The sequence below is a fragment of the Erythrobacter rubeus genome, assembly GCF_014705715.1.
GTDB classification, from domain to species: Bacteria; Pseudomonadota; Alphaproteobacteria; order Sphingomonadales; family Sphingomonadaceae; genus Erythrobacter; species Erythrobacter rubeus.
Map to the genome: position 1 here is coordinate 2,528,247 of NZ_JACXLC010000001.1, position 14,789 is coordinate 2,543,035.

A 14,789-nucleotide genomic window follows, 5' to 3' on the forward strand; every position below is an offset into this window, starting at 1 on the left:
ACCCTTAGTCGTCGCCTACCCGCTCGATATCCGCGCCAACCAGTTGGAGCTTTTCCTCAAGCCGCTCGTACCCGCGATCGAGGTGATAAATGCGCCGCACCTGCGTTTCGCCTTCAGCCGCGAGCGCGGCGATGATCAGGCTCATCGATGCGCGAAGATCGGTTGCCATGACTTCTGCGCCAGTGAGTTCGGCAGGGCCCTTGACGATGGCCGTGCGTCCCTCGGTCGCGATGTCCGCACCCATTCGCGTGAGCTCGGGCACATGCATGAAACGGTTTTCGAAAATCGTTTCCTTGAGCACGCTGGTGCCCTCGGCCTTGCACAGCAGGCTCATCAGCTGGGCCTGCATATCGGTGGCGAGGCCCGGGAAAGGCGCGGTCGTCAGGTCGACGGGCTTGAGCGCGCCGTTGGTCTTGATCGTGATGCCCTTGGGGTCCTCTTCGATCTCGACGCCGATATTGCGAAGCGCAGCGAGCGAGGAAACCATGTCGGCTGCCCTCGCCCCCTCCAGGCGGACTTCGCCCCCTGTGATTGCCGCCGCACAGGCATAGGAGCCGGCTTCGATCCGGTCTGGCATGACCTTGTAGGTCGCACCATTGAGGCGATCGACACCATGGATCGTCAGATCCGAAGTGCCGATCCCTTCGATCTCCGCACCCATGGCGACGAGCAGGTTGCACAGATCGACAATCTCCGGCTCGCGCGCGGCCCCGGTGAGCCTGCTGGTCCCGTTTGCGAGAACTGCGGCCATCACAGCGTTCTCGGTCGCGCCAACCGAGACCACCGGAAAGTCGAAATCCCCGCCCGGCAACCCGCCATCGGGCGCGATCGCTTTGACATAGCCTTGCGCCATTTCAATCGTGGCGCCGAATGCTTCAAGGGCTTTCAGGTGCAGGTCGATAGGACGGTTGCCGATCGCGCACCCACCCGGCAGCGAGACAGTCGCTTCACCCGCGCGGGCGAGCAGGGGCCCGAGAACCAGGATCGAAGCTCGCATCTTTCGCACGAGGTCATAGGGCGCGACCGTCGAGGTCAGGCGGGATGCCTCGAATGTGACAACACGGCCGAAATCCTCAGGCCTTTTGCCTTGGATGCTCACCGAAACGCCGAACTGCGTCAGCAAGTGCTGGAACCCGTCGATATCGGCAAGCCGCGGCAGGTTCCGCAAAGTAAGCGGCTCTTCGGTCATGATCGCGCACGGGATCAGTGTGAGCGCGGCATTCTTTGCGCCGGAAATCGGGATCGTGCCCGACAGGCGATTACCGCCCTTGATGATAAGCTTGTCCATGGCGTGCCCCTTACCCCTTTTGCAGGTTATCGCAAATGCGGCTGACCCGCCTTGGCGCTCACCCTATAGTATGCATGATACCCCAACCCGCCAGTTGACGGGGCGATCCCGCAATCTCTAACCGAATCAGCATGAGCACTCATAAACCGATCAAAAAAGCCGTTTTTCCCGTTGCCGGACTGGGTACGCGGTTCCTGCCTGCCACTAAGGCGATCCCTAAGGAATTGCTCCCCATCGTCGATCGCCCGCTGATCCAGTATGCGGTCGACGAGGCGCGCGAGGCGGGGATCGAGCAGATGATCTTTGTCACGGGCCGCGGAAAGACCGCAATCGTCGAGCATTTCGACGTGGCTTATGAGCTCGAAGACACTATGCAGGAGCGCGGCAAGGACATGTCGGTGCTCGAACCGACCCGCGCGACGCCGGGCGACATCATCACGGTGCGCCAACAAGTGCCGATGGGCCTCGGCCACGCAATATGGTGCGCGCGCGCGATTGTCGGCGACGAACCTTTCGCGATTTTCCTTCCGGACGAATTGATGGTCGGTAAGCCCGGCGGAACCGGCTGCATGAAGCAAATGGTCGATGCCTACGAGGATGTCGGCGGCAATCTAATCAGCGTTCTCGAAGTGCCGATGGAGGAAGTCTCCAGCTACGGGGTGATCGAGCCGGGTGCCGAAAACGGCGCGCTGACCGAAGTGACCGGGCTGGTTGAAAAGCCGCCGGTCGCAGAAGCGCCTTCCAACAAGATCGTGTCGGGCCGCTATATCCTCCAGCCCGAAGTCATGCGGACGCTCGAAACCCAGGGCAAAGGTGCAGGCGGCGAAATCCAGCTTACAGATGCGATGGCACGCATGATCGGCTCGCAGCCATTTCACGCCGTCACGTTCGACGGAAATCGCTACGATTGCGGCAGCAAAACAGGTTTTGTCGAGGCGACCCTGGCGTTGGCACTCGAGCGAGAGGACATGGGCGCCGAAGTGCGCGCCATGGCCGAACGTCTGCTGAAATAGCGCTGCCCACAAAAAAGCCCCGAAGCGCGAGATGCGATCCGGGGCTCTTGATTTTCGAGGGCCGCGCTTACTCGGCCGCTTCATCCTCGGGCTCTTCACCTAGCACGGTGAGGCCATCGGGCGCCGGGATATCCTCGGGGCTCAAGCCCTCAATCGCTTTCGCCGCTTCGGATGAGGGATCTTCCGCCGCCGCTTTGACCAAGGTGCCAAGCGAGGAACCGTTCAGCCCCAGCTCTTTCATCAGGCCATCGAGCACTGGTGCCTGCGCACGGTAGGCGAGAGCTGCGGATACAGCATCGGTTGCAAGGTTGCCGGAACCGCCGCCAGCGCCGCCGCCCGATGCTCCGTCGGAGCTGCCGCCATTGTTCGTGAGACCGTCGACCTGGACGATCTTGATCGAATCGATCGCCTCCATCGGCTTCGCGCTTTCGCGGATGACTTCAGGCAGAACCTTGAGCAAGGCGAGCTTCGTCTGAAGGCTGATCTGGTCCATCGAGAGGATATTGGCCGCCTCGTTGATGGCTTCCTGACCGGCTGCCTCGACTTCGAAGCGTACCCGGTCTGCCTCTGCCCGGAGCACTTCGGCATCGGCATCGCCCTTCGCCTCGAGCCGTGCTGCTTCGGCGCGGTTCGTCGCCGCGTCTTTCTCGGCTTCGGCCTCGACCTTGATGCCAATGGCGTCGCGCTCGGCCTGCTTGGCCGCTTCGATCAGTTCGATCTTCTTCTGACGCTCGGCAATCTCGCTTTCGCGCGAAGTGACGACCTGTTCTTCCGCGGTGACAGCCTTGGCGCGGGCTGCATCGGCTTCTGCTTTAGCCTGGCTTTCCTCGCGCGATTTGTTTTGAACAGCGATCTGCTGCTCCTGCCGTGCGATTTCGAGAGCGCGCTTCTGGTCGATCCGGGCTTCTTCGACAAGACGGTCGGCCTCGATCTGCTGCGCATCGACCTGCTTCTTCGCCTCGATCCGCGCGGCATCGGCTTCGCGCTGACGCTCGGCCTGTTCGCGGGCGATTTCCGAGGTCTGCGATGCGCGCCGAACCTCGACTTCGCGTTCCTGCTGCAACCGTGCATATTCCGTGTCACGACCGATTTCGAACGAGCGCTGATCGGCTTCGAGGTTCTTCGTTTCCATCTGGACGCGGGTGTCCTGCTCGATATCGTTGCGCAGTTTCTTGCGCGCCTCGATCTGCTCGGTAAGCTTGGTCAGACCTTCGGCGTCGAACGCGTTGTTGGCGTTGAAGTGCTCGATGCTCGTTTGGTCGAGCCCGGTCAGCGAGACAGATTCCAGTTCCAGGCCGTTCATCGCCAAGTCGTTAGACGAAACCTGCTGCACCTTCTGAACGAAGTCCGCGCGCTGTTCGTGCAGCTCGTTCATGCTCATGCCAGCTGCAACGGAGCGCAGCGCGTCGACGAATTTGCCCTCGACCAGATCCTTTAGCATTTCCGGTTGCATCGTACGCTGACCCAGCGTTTGCGCGGCCATCGCGATCGCCCCGGCATCGGGCCGGACACGGACGTAAAACTCCGCCTTCACATCGATCCGCAGTCGGTCGAGCGTAATCAGCGCCTCGCCATCGCGCCGCACGACGCTGAGCACAAGCGTGTTCATGTTGACCGGCATGGTCTCGTGAAAGACCGGCAGTACAAGAGCACCACCGTTCATCACGACCTTTTCGCCGCCGACACCGGTGCGGACAAACGCGATTTCCTTCGATGCGCGCTTGTACAGGCTGGTGAGCACGACGAAGATGATCAGCAGGACGATAAACGCCAGACCAATCCAGATTGCTAGTTCAATGAGACTTTCCATTTTCCCTCCGTTTGGTGTGAAGCGCGGGCCATCCGCCGGTTGCGGGGAGCCGGTCGCGCATGAATGTGTCAGCCCTTATGCAGAGCCAGAAGCGGATTTTCGTACTGCACCGCGTAAAATATTTCGCCTTCGCGCCGCACCAGGAGCACCGTTTCGCCTTCGGTCAATTCGGTGCCCGGATCATGTGGCTCGACCATGACGAAGTGGGGCTGCCCGTGAGCATCCAGCACTTTCGACCGTGCAGGCGAACCCGGGCGTGCGGTACCGATCTGGATCACCGCGTCGCGGCGAACCAGACTGCCGAGCCCCACCGCGCTGGTTTCATCCTGCGGTAGCAGCTGAGCAAGCGGGCGCGTCAGAATTCCGTTCAAGGGAACAGCGGCCGCTCCAGCACCGGCTGCGGCAAGGAGCACGGGCAGCGGATTGCCAGTTGCGGCGATAATCGTCTGCTGGATCGCCACACCGATCCCGGCGAACAGGAACAGCAACAGGGTCAGCCAGATAAGGAACGGCACTCGGCCGATCCCGAGCAGGCTCAGCGCGGTTGCTACGAAGCCGGAAGCGTCTGCTCCGTTTGGTCCATCGATGACGTCGACATCCAGATCGACGTCGGCATCGGCCCCTTCGAACAGATCGCCCATGCCGATGACCTGCGCGAGCGCAATGAAGATCAGTAAAATGGCGGCAGCTGCAAAAGGCAGGTTGTGCGGCTCAAGCAAAGTCATCGGATTCCACCCGCAAACACCTGTGCCGCGGAGACCGCAGCGATCATATTCCTTCTTTTTCCCATGAATGTGTGATTAACATATGTTTCGCAGAAATAACAGGAAAATCGTTCTTTCCGTTCGATAAATACGCGGCGCGAACGATTATTGCACGAATACACTTGAATTGTTCAGATCACTCCCCATATCCAAGGCTTATGCTGGCGTAACTCGAAGCGGCAGGGACTTTAATCCGCCTACGAAAGTGCTCGTCGCGCGGCGCGCTTCTCCGGCGGGCTCCACAGCCGCGATCCGATCGAGTAAAACTTCGAACAATATCCGCATTTCCATCCGCGCCAGATGCAGGCCGAGGCATTGGTGTGCGCCCGCACCAAAGGCGAGATGCCGATTGGGCGAACGGGCTGCGTCGAACCGCCGGGGATTGTCGAACTGTGCTGGATCATGGTTGGCGGCGACGTAATTGATCATCATCCAGTCGCCCGCTTTGATCTGCTGCCCGCCGATTTCGACATCCTCGGCCGCGGTGCGCATGAAGTGCTGCACCGGCGAGGTCCAGCGGATCGCCTCTTCGACAATTCCTGCGAGCAGCGACCTGTCGGCCTTCACCCTTGCGAATTGCTCGGGATCGCCCGCGAGAGCCTGCATGGCCCCGGCGGTCGAGGCGCTCGTCGTGTCGTGGCCTGCAGTCGCAACGATGATGTAATAACCGGCCATGTCGCGCGGCGGAAGCGGCTCGCCGTCCACGGTTGCATTGGCGATCACGCTCGCCACATCGCCGGTCGGGTTAGCGCGCCGTTTTTCAGCCAGGTCGGCGAAATAGTCTTCAAATGTCTTCACTGCGCCCGCGACAAGCTGGACGACCTGTTCCGGCGTCATGTCTTCCATGCCTGTGCCTGAAAGATCGGCATCCTGCCCCCCGAACAGCTGCTGAGTGAGCATTTGCATGCGCGGCTCGTCCTCGGGAGGGACCCCTAAGATTTGCATGACGACCCGCAACGGATAGGGCCCGGCGACCTCTTTCACGAAATCGATCTCGGGCCCTAGGTCGATCATCCGGTCTACGGTGCGATGGGCAAGATCTCGGATCTCGCTTTCGATCCGGCCGAGATTGCGCGGCATGAACCAGTCCTGCGTGAGCTTGCGATATTTCGGATGGATCGGCGCGTCGAACACCACCAGAGAATCGACGAGCATGTTCGATCCCGTGGCCGCGCGGCTGAATTCGATTGCTTCGTTAAAGCTGAAGACCACCGGCTTGGGGTTGTTCAGAAAACCCGCATTGTCCTTCGAAATGCGCATGACATCGTCGTAGCGGGTGACGAGCCAGAAGGGCTCGAAAAGCCCCTCCTGCTCCGGTACCACCTTGGCAACCGGGCTTTGTTCGCGAAGCCTGTCAAAGGTGTCGAGCAGGCCATCCCATTCGGCATAGGCGTGGGGGTCGATTACCTGCTTAGCTACTGCTGTCGGAAGGATGGTGGGATCGGCCGCCATCAGGCGCTCGCGCTTTCGCTCGCCCCTGCGCTCGCCTTCGCCTCATACTCGTCGCGCAGTTCGCGCTTGTACAATTTGCCGTTCGCCTCCCGCGGGAGGTCAGGACGGAAATCGAACAGTTTCGGCATCTTGATCCGGGCGAGCTGCGGCGCGAGGAAATCGCGCAGCTCGCTCTCGAACGCTTCGCCCGCGGTGTCCATGTCGACCGGCTGCACGACCGCCACGACCTTCTCGCCAAGATCGGGACAAGGCGCACCAATCACCGCTGCATCCATGACCTTATCATGCGTGACCAGCAAGTTCTCGATCTCCTGCGGGTAGATGTTCACCCCGCCTGAGATGATCATGTGGCTCTTGCGATCGGTGAGGAACAGGAAGCCCTCATCATCAAGGTGCCCGATATCGCCCAGCGTCATCCAGCCATTGGGATGCATCGCCTCGCGCGTCTTGTCCGGATCGTTGTGATAGGTCGGAAGCAAGGCATTCTCGAAATAGATCAGGCCGTCCTGTCCCGCTGGCAATTCTTCCCCGTCCGGTCCGCAAACGTGAACCGTGCCGTAGATCGCCTTGCCCACGCTTCCCGGATGAGTGAGCCAGTCCTCCGATTTGACCATGGTCATGCCGATGCTTTCGCTCCCGGCGTAATATTCGTTCACGATCGGCCCCCACCATTCGATCATGGCCTGTTTGATAGGAACAGGGCAGGGCGCCGCCGCGTGAAGTGCACGCTGATGGCTGGACAAATCGTATTTCTCGCGAATTTCCGGATCAAGCTTGAGGAAGCGCACGAAATGGGTCGGCACCCATTGGCTGTCGGTGACTTTGTAATCCTGGATCGCCTTCAAGGCAGCTTCAGGCTCGAACTTCTCCATCACCACCACGGTGCCGCCAAGCCGGTGCGCGGTGGATGCCCAGCCGATCGGCGCCGCGTGATAGAGCGGTGCCGGCGAAAGATAGACCATCGAGCCATCGGCGGGCATCCCGGCCCCCATGATCGCCAGCCCCATCAGCGGGTTTGCCGCTTGCGGGTCCGGATCTTCAGGCGGTGCCGGGCGGATACCCTTCGGTCGTCCGGTCGTGCCAGAGGAGTAGAGCATAACCATTCCGGCGCTTTGATCTGCGATGGGATCGGTGCCGTGCTGGCTGAATTCCGCGCCGAAATCATCCTCACCGCCTTCATCCATGACGAGAATGGGAAGCTCAGGGCACTCATCGCGAACGCCCGGCAGAACTTCGTCAAACGCGGCCGAAGTGATGAGAAACTTCGCCTCGCTGTCGCGCAGAATGTAGGCAATTTCAGGCGCGGTCAGCCGCGTAGAGATCGGCACCAGCATCGTGCCCGCCCGCTGCGATCCCCAGATCAGCGTGAAATACTCGATCCGGTTTTCCAGCAGCACCGCAAACGCATCTCCATCGCCAAGGCCGCGTGCGCGCAGCATGTTTGCAAACCGGTTCGCGCTCGCATCCATCTCGCCAAAGGTCATCTGGTCACCGCTTCCCGCCATGATCACAGCCGGGTGATCGGGGCGGTTCTTCGCGTGGACAATCGGATGCAAGCTCATTGGTCTCTCCCTCGTGCGAACCGTCCTGGCGGTCGCGAATTCTCTCGATGAGAAATCTAACGGGAGGGCCGCGGCACTCAAGCGAAATCGCCGCCGCTATCTTTAGCCGATTAAATGGGCGCGCATAAAAAAGGCGGCGGGAAAACCCGCCGCCCATACTCGGACACCCTCTCCAATGTCCGACCCGCTTCCAGGCGGGTTATCCGTATCGGGTCTTACTTGCCGCCCGCGCCTACCAGCTTCCCGGAATTCGAGAGCGCCGTCTGCGTTTCGGTTTCCACCATATAGGGAATTGGATTGACTGCAACCCCGTCCACGCGGACTTCATAATGAAGGTGCGGGCCGGTGGAGCGTCCGGTCGAGCCGACATAGCCGATGACGTCGCCCTTGCGTACGGAATCTCCGGCAGCGACAGCCAGCTTCGACATGTGAGCGTAGCGGGTTTCAAGGTCGCCGCCATGGTCGATCGCAATGTAGAGCCCGTAGCTCGAGAACCAATCGGCGCGTTCGATGATGCCGTCTGCGGTCGCGTAGATCGGCGTGCCGGTCGGCGCTGCCAGATCGATGCCCTTGTGGCGCGCACGTTTGCGCAGCACCGGGTGATTGCGCATTCCATAACCGCTGGTCATCTTCGCACCGGCAAGCGGCATGCGCGACGGGATAGCAACAACCGGCTGCTCGGCCGGTCCGCCGGGCCCCGCATTGTCGAGCGAAGTCCAGCTCGCAAAAAGCTGACGAAACCGTTGATCGCCCGTGGTCAGGCTTTCGGCCTGAGCTTCTTCGATGGGCTGAGTGACATCGGCGGCCGCGTTTGCGGACGAATTGGCCGCAGCCGGAGCAGCAGCCGCGAGAATCGCAGCGGCGCTCGAAACAGCAGCAGCTTTTGACACATAACGCTTTGCAAGCGTGAACATATTGACCCGTCCTTGTGCGGTTTTATCCCGCTAATTGAAGGTGTTGCTGCAAAAATTTTTGCAAAAACGTGGAACGGTCCCATCGCTCACACGTTACAACCCCATGACTGGGCCCCAATGCGCCCTGTGCGTGAGAAGCAGTTATCGGGCTCAAAAGTTAAAGAGCAACTTCTTCGTAAAATTCCCGCGACAAACCGGCTGCAAGACGCGCTGAGTCGTTGAATGGCGGTTTCAACGCCCCGCGAAAGTGCTCCTGAACCAGCGCTTTCCACATCGAATCTGCTGGTTTTTGGGCATTTTCCGCGCATTTCAGAAAATACTTGGTGCCGAAGCCGACATGGCGAATTTCATCGTCAAGGATTCGGGACAGAATCTTTGCGCCATGGTCATCGCCTGCCGCCGTTACCCGCTCCAGCGTTACCGGGGTAACATCGAGGCCGCGCGCTTCGAGAACCATCGGCACGACCGCAAGCCGTGCGGCAACATCATGCCGCGTGGAATGCGCCGCTTCCCATAAACCGCCATGCGCAGGCAGAGCGCCGTAATGGCTGCCCAAGCTTTCAAGCTTGCGTGCGAGCAGCGCGAAATGCATCGCCTCGTCTGCGGCGACATGGAGGAAATCCGAAACAAACTCCCTGCCCATCGCCTCGCCGAACCGCCCAGCCATATCCAGCGCCAGATCGATCGCGACAAACTCGATATGCGCGAGGCTGTGCCAGAGCGCGATGCGGGCGCGCTCGGAGCCGAATTTGCCCCGCTTCGGCATGCGGTTTGGCGGGAGCAATTCAGGACGCTCGGGCCAGGCGGGCTGATCGGGCATCGCGGCATCGAACTGCCAGGCGAGCTCACCCCTGCGCCATCGCCGCGCCACATCGCGCGCTGCGAAGCACTTTGCGCGCGGATCGGCGGTCAGCAAGGCTGCACGAATGGCGGCGGCGACGCTTTGCATCGAGAGAAGCTGCTAAAGCGCCTTTGCCGCTTCGAGGACTTCTTCCGCGTGCCCTTTGACCTTCACCTTGTTCCACACCCGCGCAATCGTACCGTCTGGGTCCACGAGATAGGTGGTACGCACCATGCCCATATAGGTCTTTCCGTACATTTGCTTTTCGGTCCAAATGCCGAGCGCGTCGGAGAGCCCGCCTTCTTCCGCATCGGTTGCCAGCGGCGTCTTGAGGTCGTGCTTGGCGATGAAATTCTGATGCTTCTTAGCGCTGTCCTTACTCACGCCCAGCAGTTCCACACCTGCTGCATCGAATTTGGTCTTGAGAGCGGTGAAGTCCTTCGCCTCGGTCGTGCAACCGGGCGTGTTGTCCTTGGGATAAAAGAAAACGACGAGCTTCTTCCCCTTGAAATCCGACGGCTTGACCGTGCCGCCATCGGGCGTGCCCATTTCGATGTCCGGCATTGTGTCACCGGCGGCGGGAAAGTCAGTCATGGCTGTGCTCCATATTCGATTCGTGGGAAGGGCTCATGCGCTCTTGGCATGACCGAGATAGCGGTTCCAGCTTTGCGCTATGGATTGACGCGCATCGTCGAATTGCTGTCGCAGCGCGCCATATGTTTCCACCCCGCACGCCTTGGCCAGAGCGCGCGCTGCGCTTGCAGGTGGCACTGCGCCGCCAGGGGCAAGCAGGCGTCCCGCAACAAGCATCCGCGTCATAAGGTCGTATGCGGCCGCGAAGGCTGCTGGGAGCAATTCGGCTTCGACCATACTGGGGATCGCGGTGCCAAGATCGGGATCGAACGCCCCTGGATGATCCGAAGCGAGCGCCTCCCCGCCGCGCAATTGCAGGAAATGGATGATGAATTCGGCATCGACGAGGCCGCCGCGCAGCAGCTTCACATCGAGCGGCCCTCCGGGAACCTTGTGTTCGGCCATCTCGGCGCGCATTCCTGCCACCGCTTCGCGAAGTTCGTCCTCGTCGCGCGGCTTGAGGATTACGGATTTGACGATGGTCTCGAGATCGCTGCGCCCACTTTCGGACCCAGCGAGCACACGTGACCGGGCCAGCGCCATATGTTCCCATGTCCACGCCGTCTCACGCTGATACTTGGCGAAGGCTTCGCAGCTCACCGCCAACGGGCCCTGCGCGCCTTGCGGCCTTAATCGCGTATCGACTTCATAGAGCGCGCCCTGTGCTGTGGGAACGGACAGCGCCGCACTCACGCGGCTGGCGAGCCGATTGAAATAATGCGTTGCGCCAAGCGGCCGCTTGCCATCCGATTGTGACGAGAAGTCGCCCGTGAACAGGTAGATGATATCGAGATCGGAAGCGTGCGTAAGCGCCCCGCCGCCCAATCTGCCGAGCCCAAGGATGAGCAACTCACCGCCCTCGATCCGGCCATGGGCCCGCGCAAACTCGATCTCGGTCTGCTCCACGGCGAGGCGCAGCGCAGCCTCTGCAGTGCGCGACAAAGCGGCACCGATGTCGAGCGGGTCGGCCAGCCCTTCGATCAGCTGGACACCCAGGGCGAACCGGATTTCACCGGTTATGACGCGGATTGCGTCGAGCACCGCTTCGTAATCGCCACGTTGAGCAGCGCCCCTGATCCGGGCAACGATTTCCTCGACGGAGCCGGGAAGTTCGAGCGCCCGCTGGTCGATCAACACGTCTAGCAGCTCGGGTTTCCGCGCTAGTTCGTCCGACAGCATCGGCGTGAGCGTCAGCGTTGCGACAAGTCGGTCGAGCAGATCGGGCCGCGCATCTAGCAGCCGGAAGAGCGTGATTGCCGAAGACGCGCCTTCGATTACACCCTCCCACCGGACAATAGCGCGCTCCGGATCGTCGCTGGCAGCAACAGCGTCGAGCAATCGCGGCAGCATCCGGTCGAATGCCTCTAGCGCCTGAGCCGAGCGTAGAGACTGAAATCTGCCATCGCGCCATCGCTCGATCCGCTCAGCCAATTTTTCAGGGTCCGGAAGCGCGCGCGAAGCCAGCCGGTCCGCGAGTTCGCTCGGCACAGCAACCTGCACTTCGTCGCGCGGGCGCTCACCGATCAGCTTTTCGTAAATGCTGCCCGTGCGCTCGGTGAGGTCTTCGAGTTCTCCGATGAGGGCAGCGCCCGAAGCCAGCCCATCGAGCCGCGCCACGCCATCGAGAGCGTCGCCCTCAGGCAGAGTGTGCATCTGGCGGTCATGCACCATTTGCAGACGGTGCTCGATCTCCCGCAGGCGGTCATATCCCTCGCCAAGAGTTACCGCATCGTCGGCATCGATCCGCCCAGCCTCTGCAAGCGCATCGAGCGCATCCCTTGTTCCGCGCACGCGCAGGCTCACGTCGCGGCCTCCATGGATCAGCTGGTGCGTCTGAGCAAAGAATTCGATCTCGCGAATGCCGCCGCGTCCACGCTTAACATCGAAATCGGGGCCGGGACGCACGGGCCCGGAATAGCTCTCACGAATGCGCCGTGTCAGTTCCCTGATCTCTTCAACAGCACCGAAATCGAGAGCGCTGCGCCATATGAACGGCTTGATTTCGTCGAGAAACCGCTTTCCGGCATCCTCATCTCCCGCCGCAGCGCGGGCGCGGATGAAGGCCGCGCGCTCCCACGCCAAGGCCTGCCCCTGGTAATGCGCCAAGGCGGATGCGTAGGGAACCGCCATGGGGCTGATCTCGCTTGCCGGACGCAGCCTCAGATCGACCCGCAGCACATAGCCTTCGGCGGTGTTCTCGCTGAGCGTTTTGACGATCTGCCGCGCGTAACGCTGCGCTGCATCGCCGGGATCGTCGGTATCCTTTCGGCGCAGTGTTTCGGGCCGATAGAGCAAGATCGGGTCGATGTCAGAGGAGTAGTTGAGCTCATGCGCACCCTGCTTGCCAAGCGCCAGCGCGATGAAGCCCGAAGGATCATCCTCCCCTGTGCGGTCGATGATGGCTGCGCGGATCGCGCGGTCCAGCGCACGGTCGGCGAAATCGGACAGCTCGCCGACGGTTCGGGAAAGCGGAAAGGCCCCAGCCAGGTCTCCGATCGCAACGGCCGCCGCGAGCGCCAGCCGCTCTCGTCTTAGGCCAACGCCAACATCCTCATGGGCGCCCTGATCGCGCGAATAGTCCAGCGCGGCATCGAATTCTCCCCCAGTCAGCAGCGCGCGCAGATCGGGATGTTTCGCAAGGGCGCGCGCAAGGAAAGGCGCATGCGCTTCGGCGCGCTCGATCGCGCTTTGCCAGTCCGCTTCATTCGCCGCGCTCATTCGGGCCTCTCTTGCAGTGACCCCCGCGCTCTGCAAGAGAAGCGCGCATCAATTTGCCACGGGCAATGGACGAGAGGACACTTGAAATGACGAAACGTGCAATCGGCCTTGGCGGCCTCATTGCAGGCGCGCTGGCGCTGGCCGCATGCGATAGCATGATGGCGGGCGGCGAGACCGCACCGGAGCTCGACATCCCCGAAGTCGAAGCGGGCGAGCTATCCGAAGCGACGATGAAAGACGTCACGCGTACCCTGTCGAGCGACGAGTTTGAAGGGCGCATGCCGGGCACCGAGGGCGAAACGAAGACGGTGGCGCTCCTCACAGAACGGTTCGAGGCTGCAGGCCTTCAGCCCGGAAATGGTGACAGCTGGGTGCAGGAAGTTCCGCTGGTCGAGATCACCGGCAAGAATTTCGCACCACTTACGATCACCAATGGCGATACCGACCTCGTCTACGATTTCGGCGACGAGTGGGTCGGCGTCACCTACCGCGAGGAAGAGCGCGTTCAGCTGGCCAATAGCGAGATGGTTTTCGTCGGCTATGGCATCAACGCGCCCGAGCGCGGCTGGAATGATTACGAAGGCGTGGATGTCACTGGAAAGACCGTGGTCATCCTCGTCAACGATCCAGACTATGAATCGCCGGGCCTCGAAGGCACCTTCAACGGCAAAGCCATGACTTTCTATGGCCGCTGGACCTACAAGTACGAGGAGGCCGCTCGCCAAGGCGCGGCAGGCGCGATCATCGTGCACGACACCGAACCGGCAAGCTATGGCTGGAACGTCGTCGAAAGCTCGTGGTCGGGACCGCAAGCCTACGCTGCGCGCGGGGACAACCCGCCGCCGCTCACCACCATGAATGGCTGGGTGCAGAAAGATGTCGCCCGCGAAATCCTCTCCGCCGCCGGGCAGGATCTGGACGCGCTGACTGCTGCAGCGAAGCAAGAAGGCTTCGAAGCAGTCGAGCTGGGCATGACCGCCTCGACCAGCTTCGAAAACGATATTCGTACGTTCTCTTCACAGAACGTCATCGGCATTCTGCCGGGGAGCGAAGCACCGGACGAATATGTGATCCACACCGCGCACTGGGATCACCTCGGGCGCTGCAAGCCTGCGCCCGACGGGGATGACATCTGCAATGGCGCGGTCGACAACGCGACCGGCACCGCGGCACTCGTCGCTCTCGCAGAAGCACACGCAAAGGCAGGTGCACCGCGCCGCAGCCTCGTCTTTCTTGCGGTAACCGCAGAAGAATCCGGTCTGCTCGGCGCGTATTATTACGCCTCGAACCCGGTCTATCCGCTCGATCAGACGGTTGGCGGTATCAACATGGACGCATTCCAGGTTGCAGGCCCGGCAAACGATGTGACGGTCGTCGGTCCGGGCAAGTCGCAGCTCGATGCTTTCATGGAAGCCGCACTGGTTTCTGATGGCCGCACAGCGACGCCCAATCCAAAGCCTGAGGCAGGGTACTATTACCGCTCGGACCATTTCGCCTTCGCCAAGCAAGGTGTGCCGATGCTCTATCTCGATGGCGGCGAAGACCTTAAGGAAGGCGGTCGTGCTGCTGGTGCTGCGGTAGCGCAGGACTATACCGAAAACCGCTATCACGGCCCGAAGGACGAGTTCAACGAGGACTGGGACTGGTCGGGTGTGATGAGCGATCTGCAGCTGTATTACCGCATCGGTCGCAGCATGGCGCAAAGCACAAGCTGGCCGAACTGGAACGAGGGCGACGAATTCCGCGCCACTCGCGATGAAAGCTGCGTCAGCGCCGAAACCGGCTGCTGATTGC

The 14,789-nt window shown here is 61.3% G+C and carries 11 protein-coding genes; 2 read left to right on the plus strand and 9 right to left on the minus strand.

Going from position 1 to position 14,789, the window contains the following annotated elements; all coding sequences use genetic code 11:
• Positions 1 to 4: 4 nt before the first annotated feature.
• Positions 5 to 1,288 (minus strand): UDP-N-acetylglucosamine 1-carboxyvinyltransferase, encoded by a 1,284-nt coding sequence (gene murA, locus IB285_RS12415; protein ID WP_190788461.1) that lies wholly within the window; start codon positions 1,286 to 1,288, stop codon positions 5 to 7.
• A 131-nt stretch (positions 1,289 to 1,419) separates the two neighbouring features.
• Between murA and IB285_RS12420 the strand changes: the two genes are divergently transcribed.
• Complete coding sequence (locus IB285_RS12420; RefSeq protein ID WP_190788462.1) at positions 1,420 to 2,301, plus strand: UTP--glucose-1-phosphate uridylyltransferase; 882 nt, start codon at positions 1,420 to 1,422, stop codon at positions 2,299 to 2,301.
• Positions 2,302 to 2,368: 67 nt separating this feature from the next.
• On the opposite strand, the gene IB285_RS12425 is transcribed toward IB285_RS12420, so the two are convergent.
• The 8 genes from IB285_RS12425 to glnE form a co-directional block, all read right to left on the minus strand.
• Positions 2,369 to 4,111 (minus strand): flotillin family protein, encoded by a 1,743-nt coding sequence (locus IB285_RS12425; protein WP_234033149.1) that lies wholly within the window; start codon positions 4,109 to 4,111, stop codon positions 2,369 to 2,371.
• A gap of 68 nt (positions 4,112 to 4,179) precedes the next feature.
• Positions 4,180 to 4,836, minus strand: a complete 657-nt coding sequence (locus tag IB285_RS12430; RefSeq protein WP_190788463.1) for an OB-fold-containig protein — start codon at positions 4,834 to 4,836, stop codon at positions 4,180 to 4,182.
• 195 nt (positions 4,837 to 5,031) lie between these two features.
• The gene (locus IB285_RS12435) at positions 5,032 to 6,327 is read right to left on the minus strand and encodes a cytochrome P450 (protein ID WP_190788464.1); all 1,296 of its coding nucleotides are present in this window, start codon (positions 6,325 to 6,327) and stop codon (positions 5,032 to 5,034) included.
• The gene (locus tag IB285_RS12440) at positions 6,327 to 7,889 is read right to left on the minus strand and encodes an acyl-CoA synthetase (RefSeq protein ID WP_190788465.1); all 1,563 of its coding nucleotides are present in this window, start codon (positions 7,887 to 7,889) and stop codon (positions 6,327 to 6,329) included. Before IB285_RS12440 ends, IB285_RS12435 begins: the two co-directional genes overlap by 1 nt.
• Before the next feature lie 215 nt (positions 7,890 to 8,104).
• Positions 8,105 to 8,803: a M23 family metallopeptidase gene (locus IB285_RS12445; RefSeq protein ID WP_190788466.1), complete on the minus strand. Its 699-nt coding sequence runs from the start codon at positions 8,801 to 8,803 to the stop codon at positions 8,105 to 8,107.
• A gap of 157 nt (positions 8,804 to 8,960) precedes the next feature.
• On the minus strand, positions 8,961 to 9,752 hold the full coding sequence (locus IB285_RS12450) for a ferritin-like domain-containing protein (RefSeq protein ID WP_190788467.1): 792 nt from the start codon (positions 9,750 to 9,752) through the stop codon (positions 8,961 to 8,963).
• Positions 9,753 to 9,764: 12 nt separating this feature from the next.
• Positions 9,765 to 10,238: a peroxiredoxin gene (locus IB285_RS12455; RefSeq protein WP_190788468.1), complete on the minus strand. Its 474-nt coding sequence runs from the start codon at positions 10,236 to 10,238 to the stop codon at positions 9,765 to 9,767.
• Positions 10,239 to 10,271: 33 nt separating this feature from the next.
• On the minus strand, positions 10,272 to 12,995 hold the full coding sequence (gene glnE / locus IB285_RS12460) for a bifunctional [glutamate--ammonia ligase]-adenylyl-L-tyrosine phosphorylase/[glutamate--ammonia-ligase] adenylyltransferase (protein WP_190788469.1): 2,724 nt from the start codon (positions 12,993 to 12,995) through the stop codon (positions 10,272 to 10,274).
• Between the two features lie 86 nt (positions 12,996 to 13,081).
• On the opposite strand from glnE, the gene IB285_RS12465 reads away from it, so the two are divergent.
• The gene (locus tag IB285_RS12465; RefSeq protein ID WP_190788470.1) at positions 13,082 to 14,785 is read left to right on the plus strand and encodes a M28 family metallopeptidase; all 1,704 of its coding nucleotides are present in this window, start codon (positions 13,082 to 13,084) and stop codon (positions 14,783 to 14,785) included.
• Positions 14,786 to 14,789: the final 4 nt, after the last annotated feature.

Coding starts and splice junctions, on each gene's coding strand:
- IB285_RS12420 (WP_190788462.1), top strand. CDS start 1,420: ATGAGCACTCATAAACCGATCAAAAAAGCCGTTTTTCCCGTTGCCGGA.
- IB285_RS12435 (WP_190788464.1), bottom strand. CDS start 6,327: ATGGCGGCCGATCCCACCATCCTTCCGACAGCAGTAGCTAAGCAGGTA.
- IB285_RS12430 (WP_190788463.1), bottom strand. CDS start 4,836: ATGACTTTGCTTGAGCCGCACAACCTGCCTTTTGCAGCTGCCGCCATT.
- IB285_RS12455 (WP_190788468.1), bottom strand. CDS start 10,238: ATGACTGACTTTCCCGCCGCCGGTGACACAATGCCGGACATCGAAATG.
- IB285_RS12465 (WP_190788470.1), top strand. CDS start 13,082: ATGACGAAACGTGCAATCGGCCTTGGCGGCCTCATTGCAGGCGCGCTG.
- IB285_RS12450 (WP_190788467.1), bottom strand. CDS start 9,752: ATGCAAAGCGTCGCCGCCGCCATTCGTGCAGCCTTGCTGACCGCCGAT.
- IB285_RS12425 (WP_234033149.1), bottom strand. CDS start 4,111: ATGGAAAGTCTCATTGAACTAGCAATCTGGATTGGTCTGGCGTTTATC.
- murA (WP_190788461.1), bottom strand. CDS start 1,288: ATGGACAAGCTTATCATCAAGGGCGGTAATCGCCTGTCGGGCACGATC.
- IB285_RS12440 (WP_190788465.1), bottom strand. CDS start 7,889: ATGAGCTTGCATCCGATTGTCCACGCGAAGAACCGCCCCGATCACCCG.
- glnE (WP_190788469.1), bottom strand. CDS start 12,995: ATGAGCGCGGCGAATGAAGCGGACTGGCAAAGCGCGATCGAGCGCGCC.
- IB285_RS12445 (WP_190788466.1), bottom strand. CDS start 8,803: ATGTTCACGCTTGCAAAGCGTTATGTGTCAAAAGCTGCTGCTGTTTCG.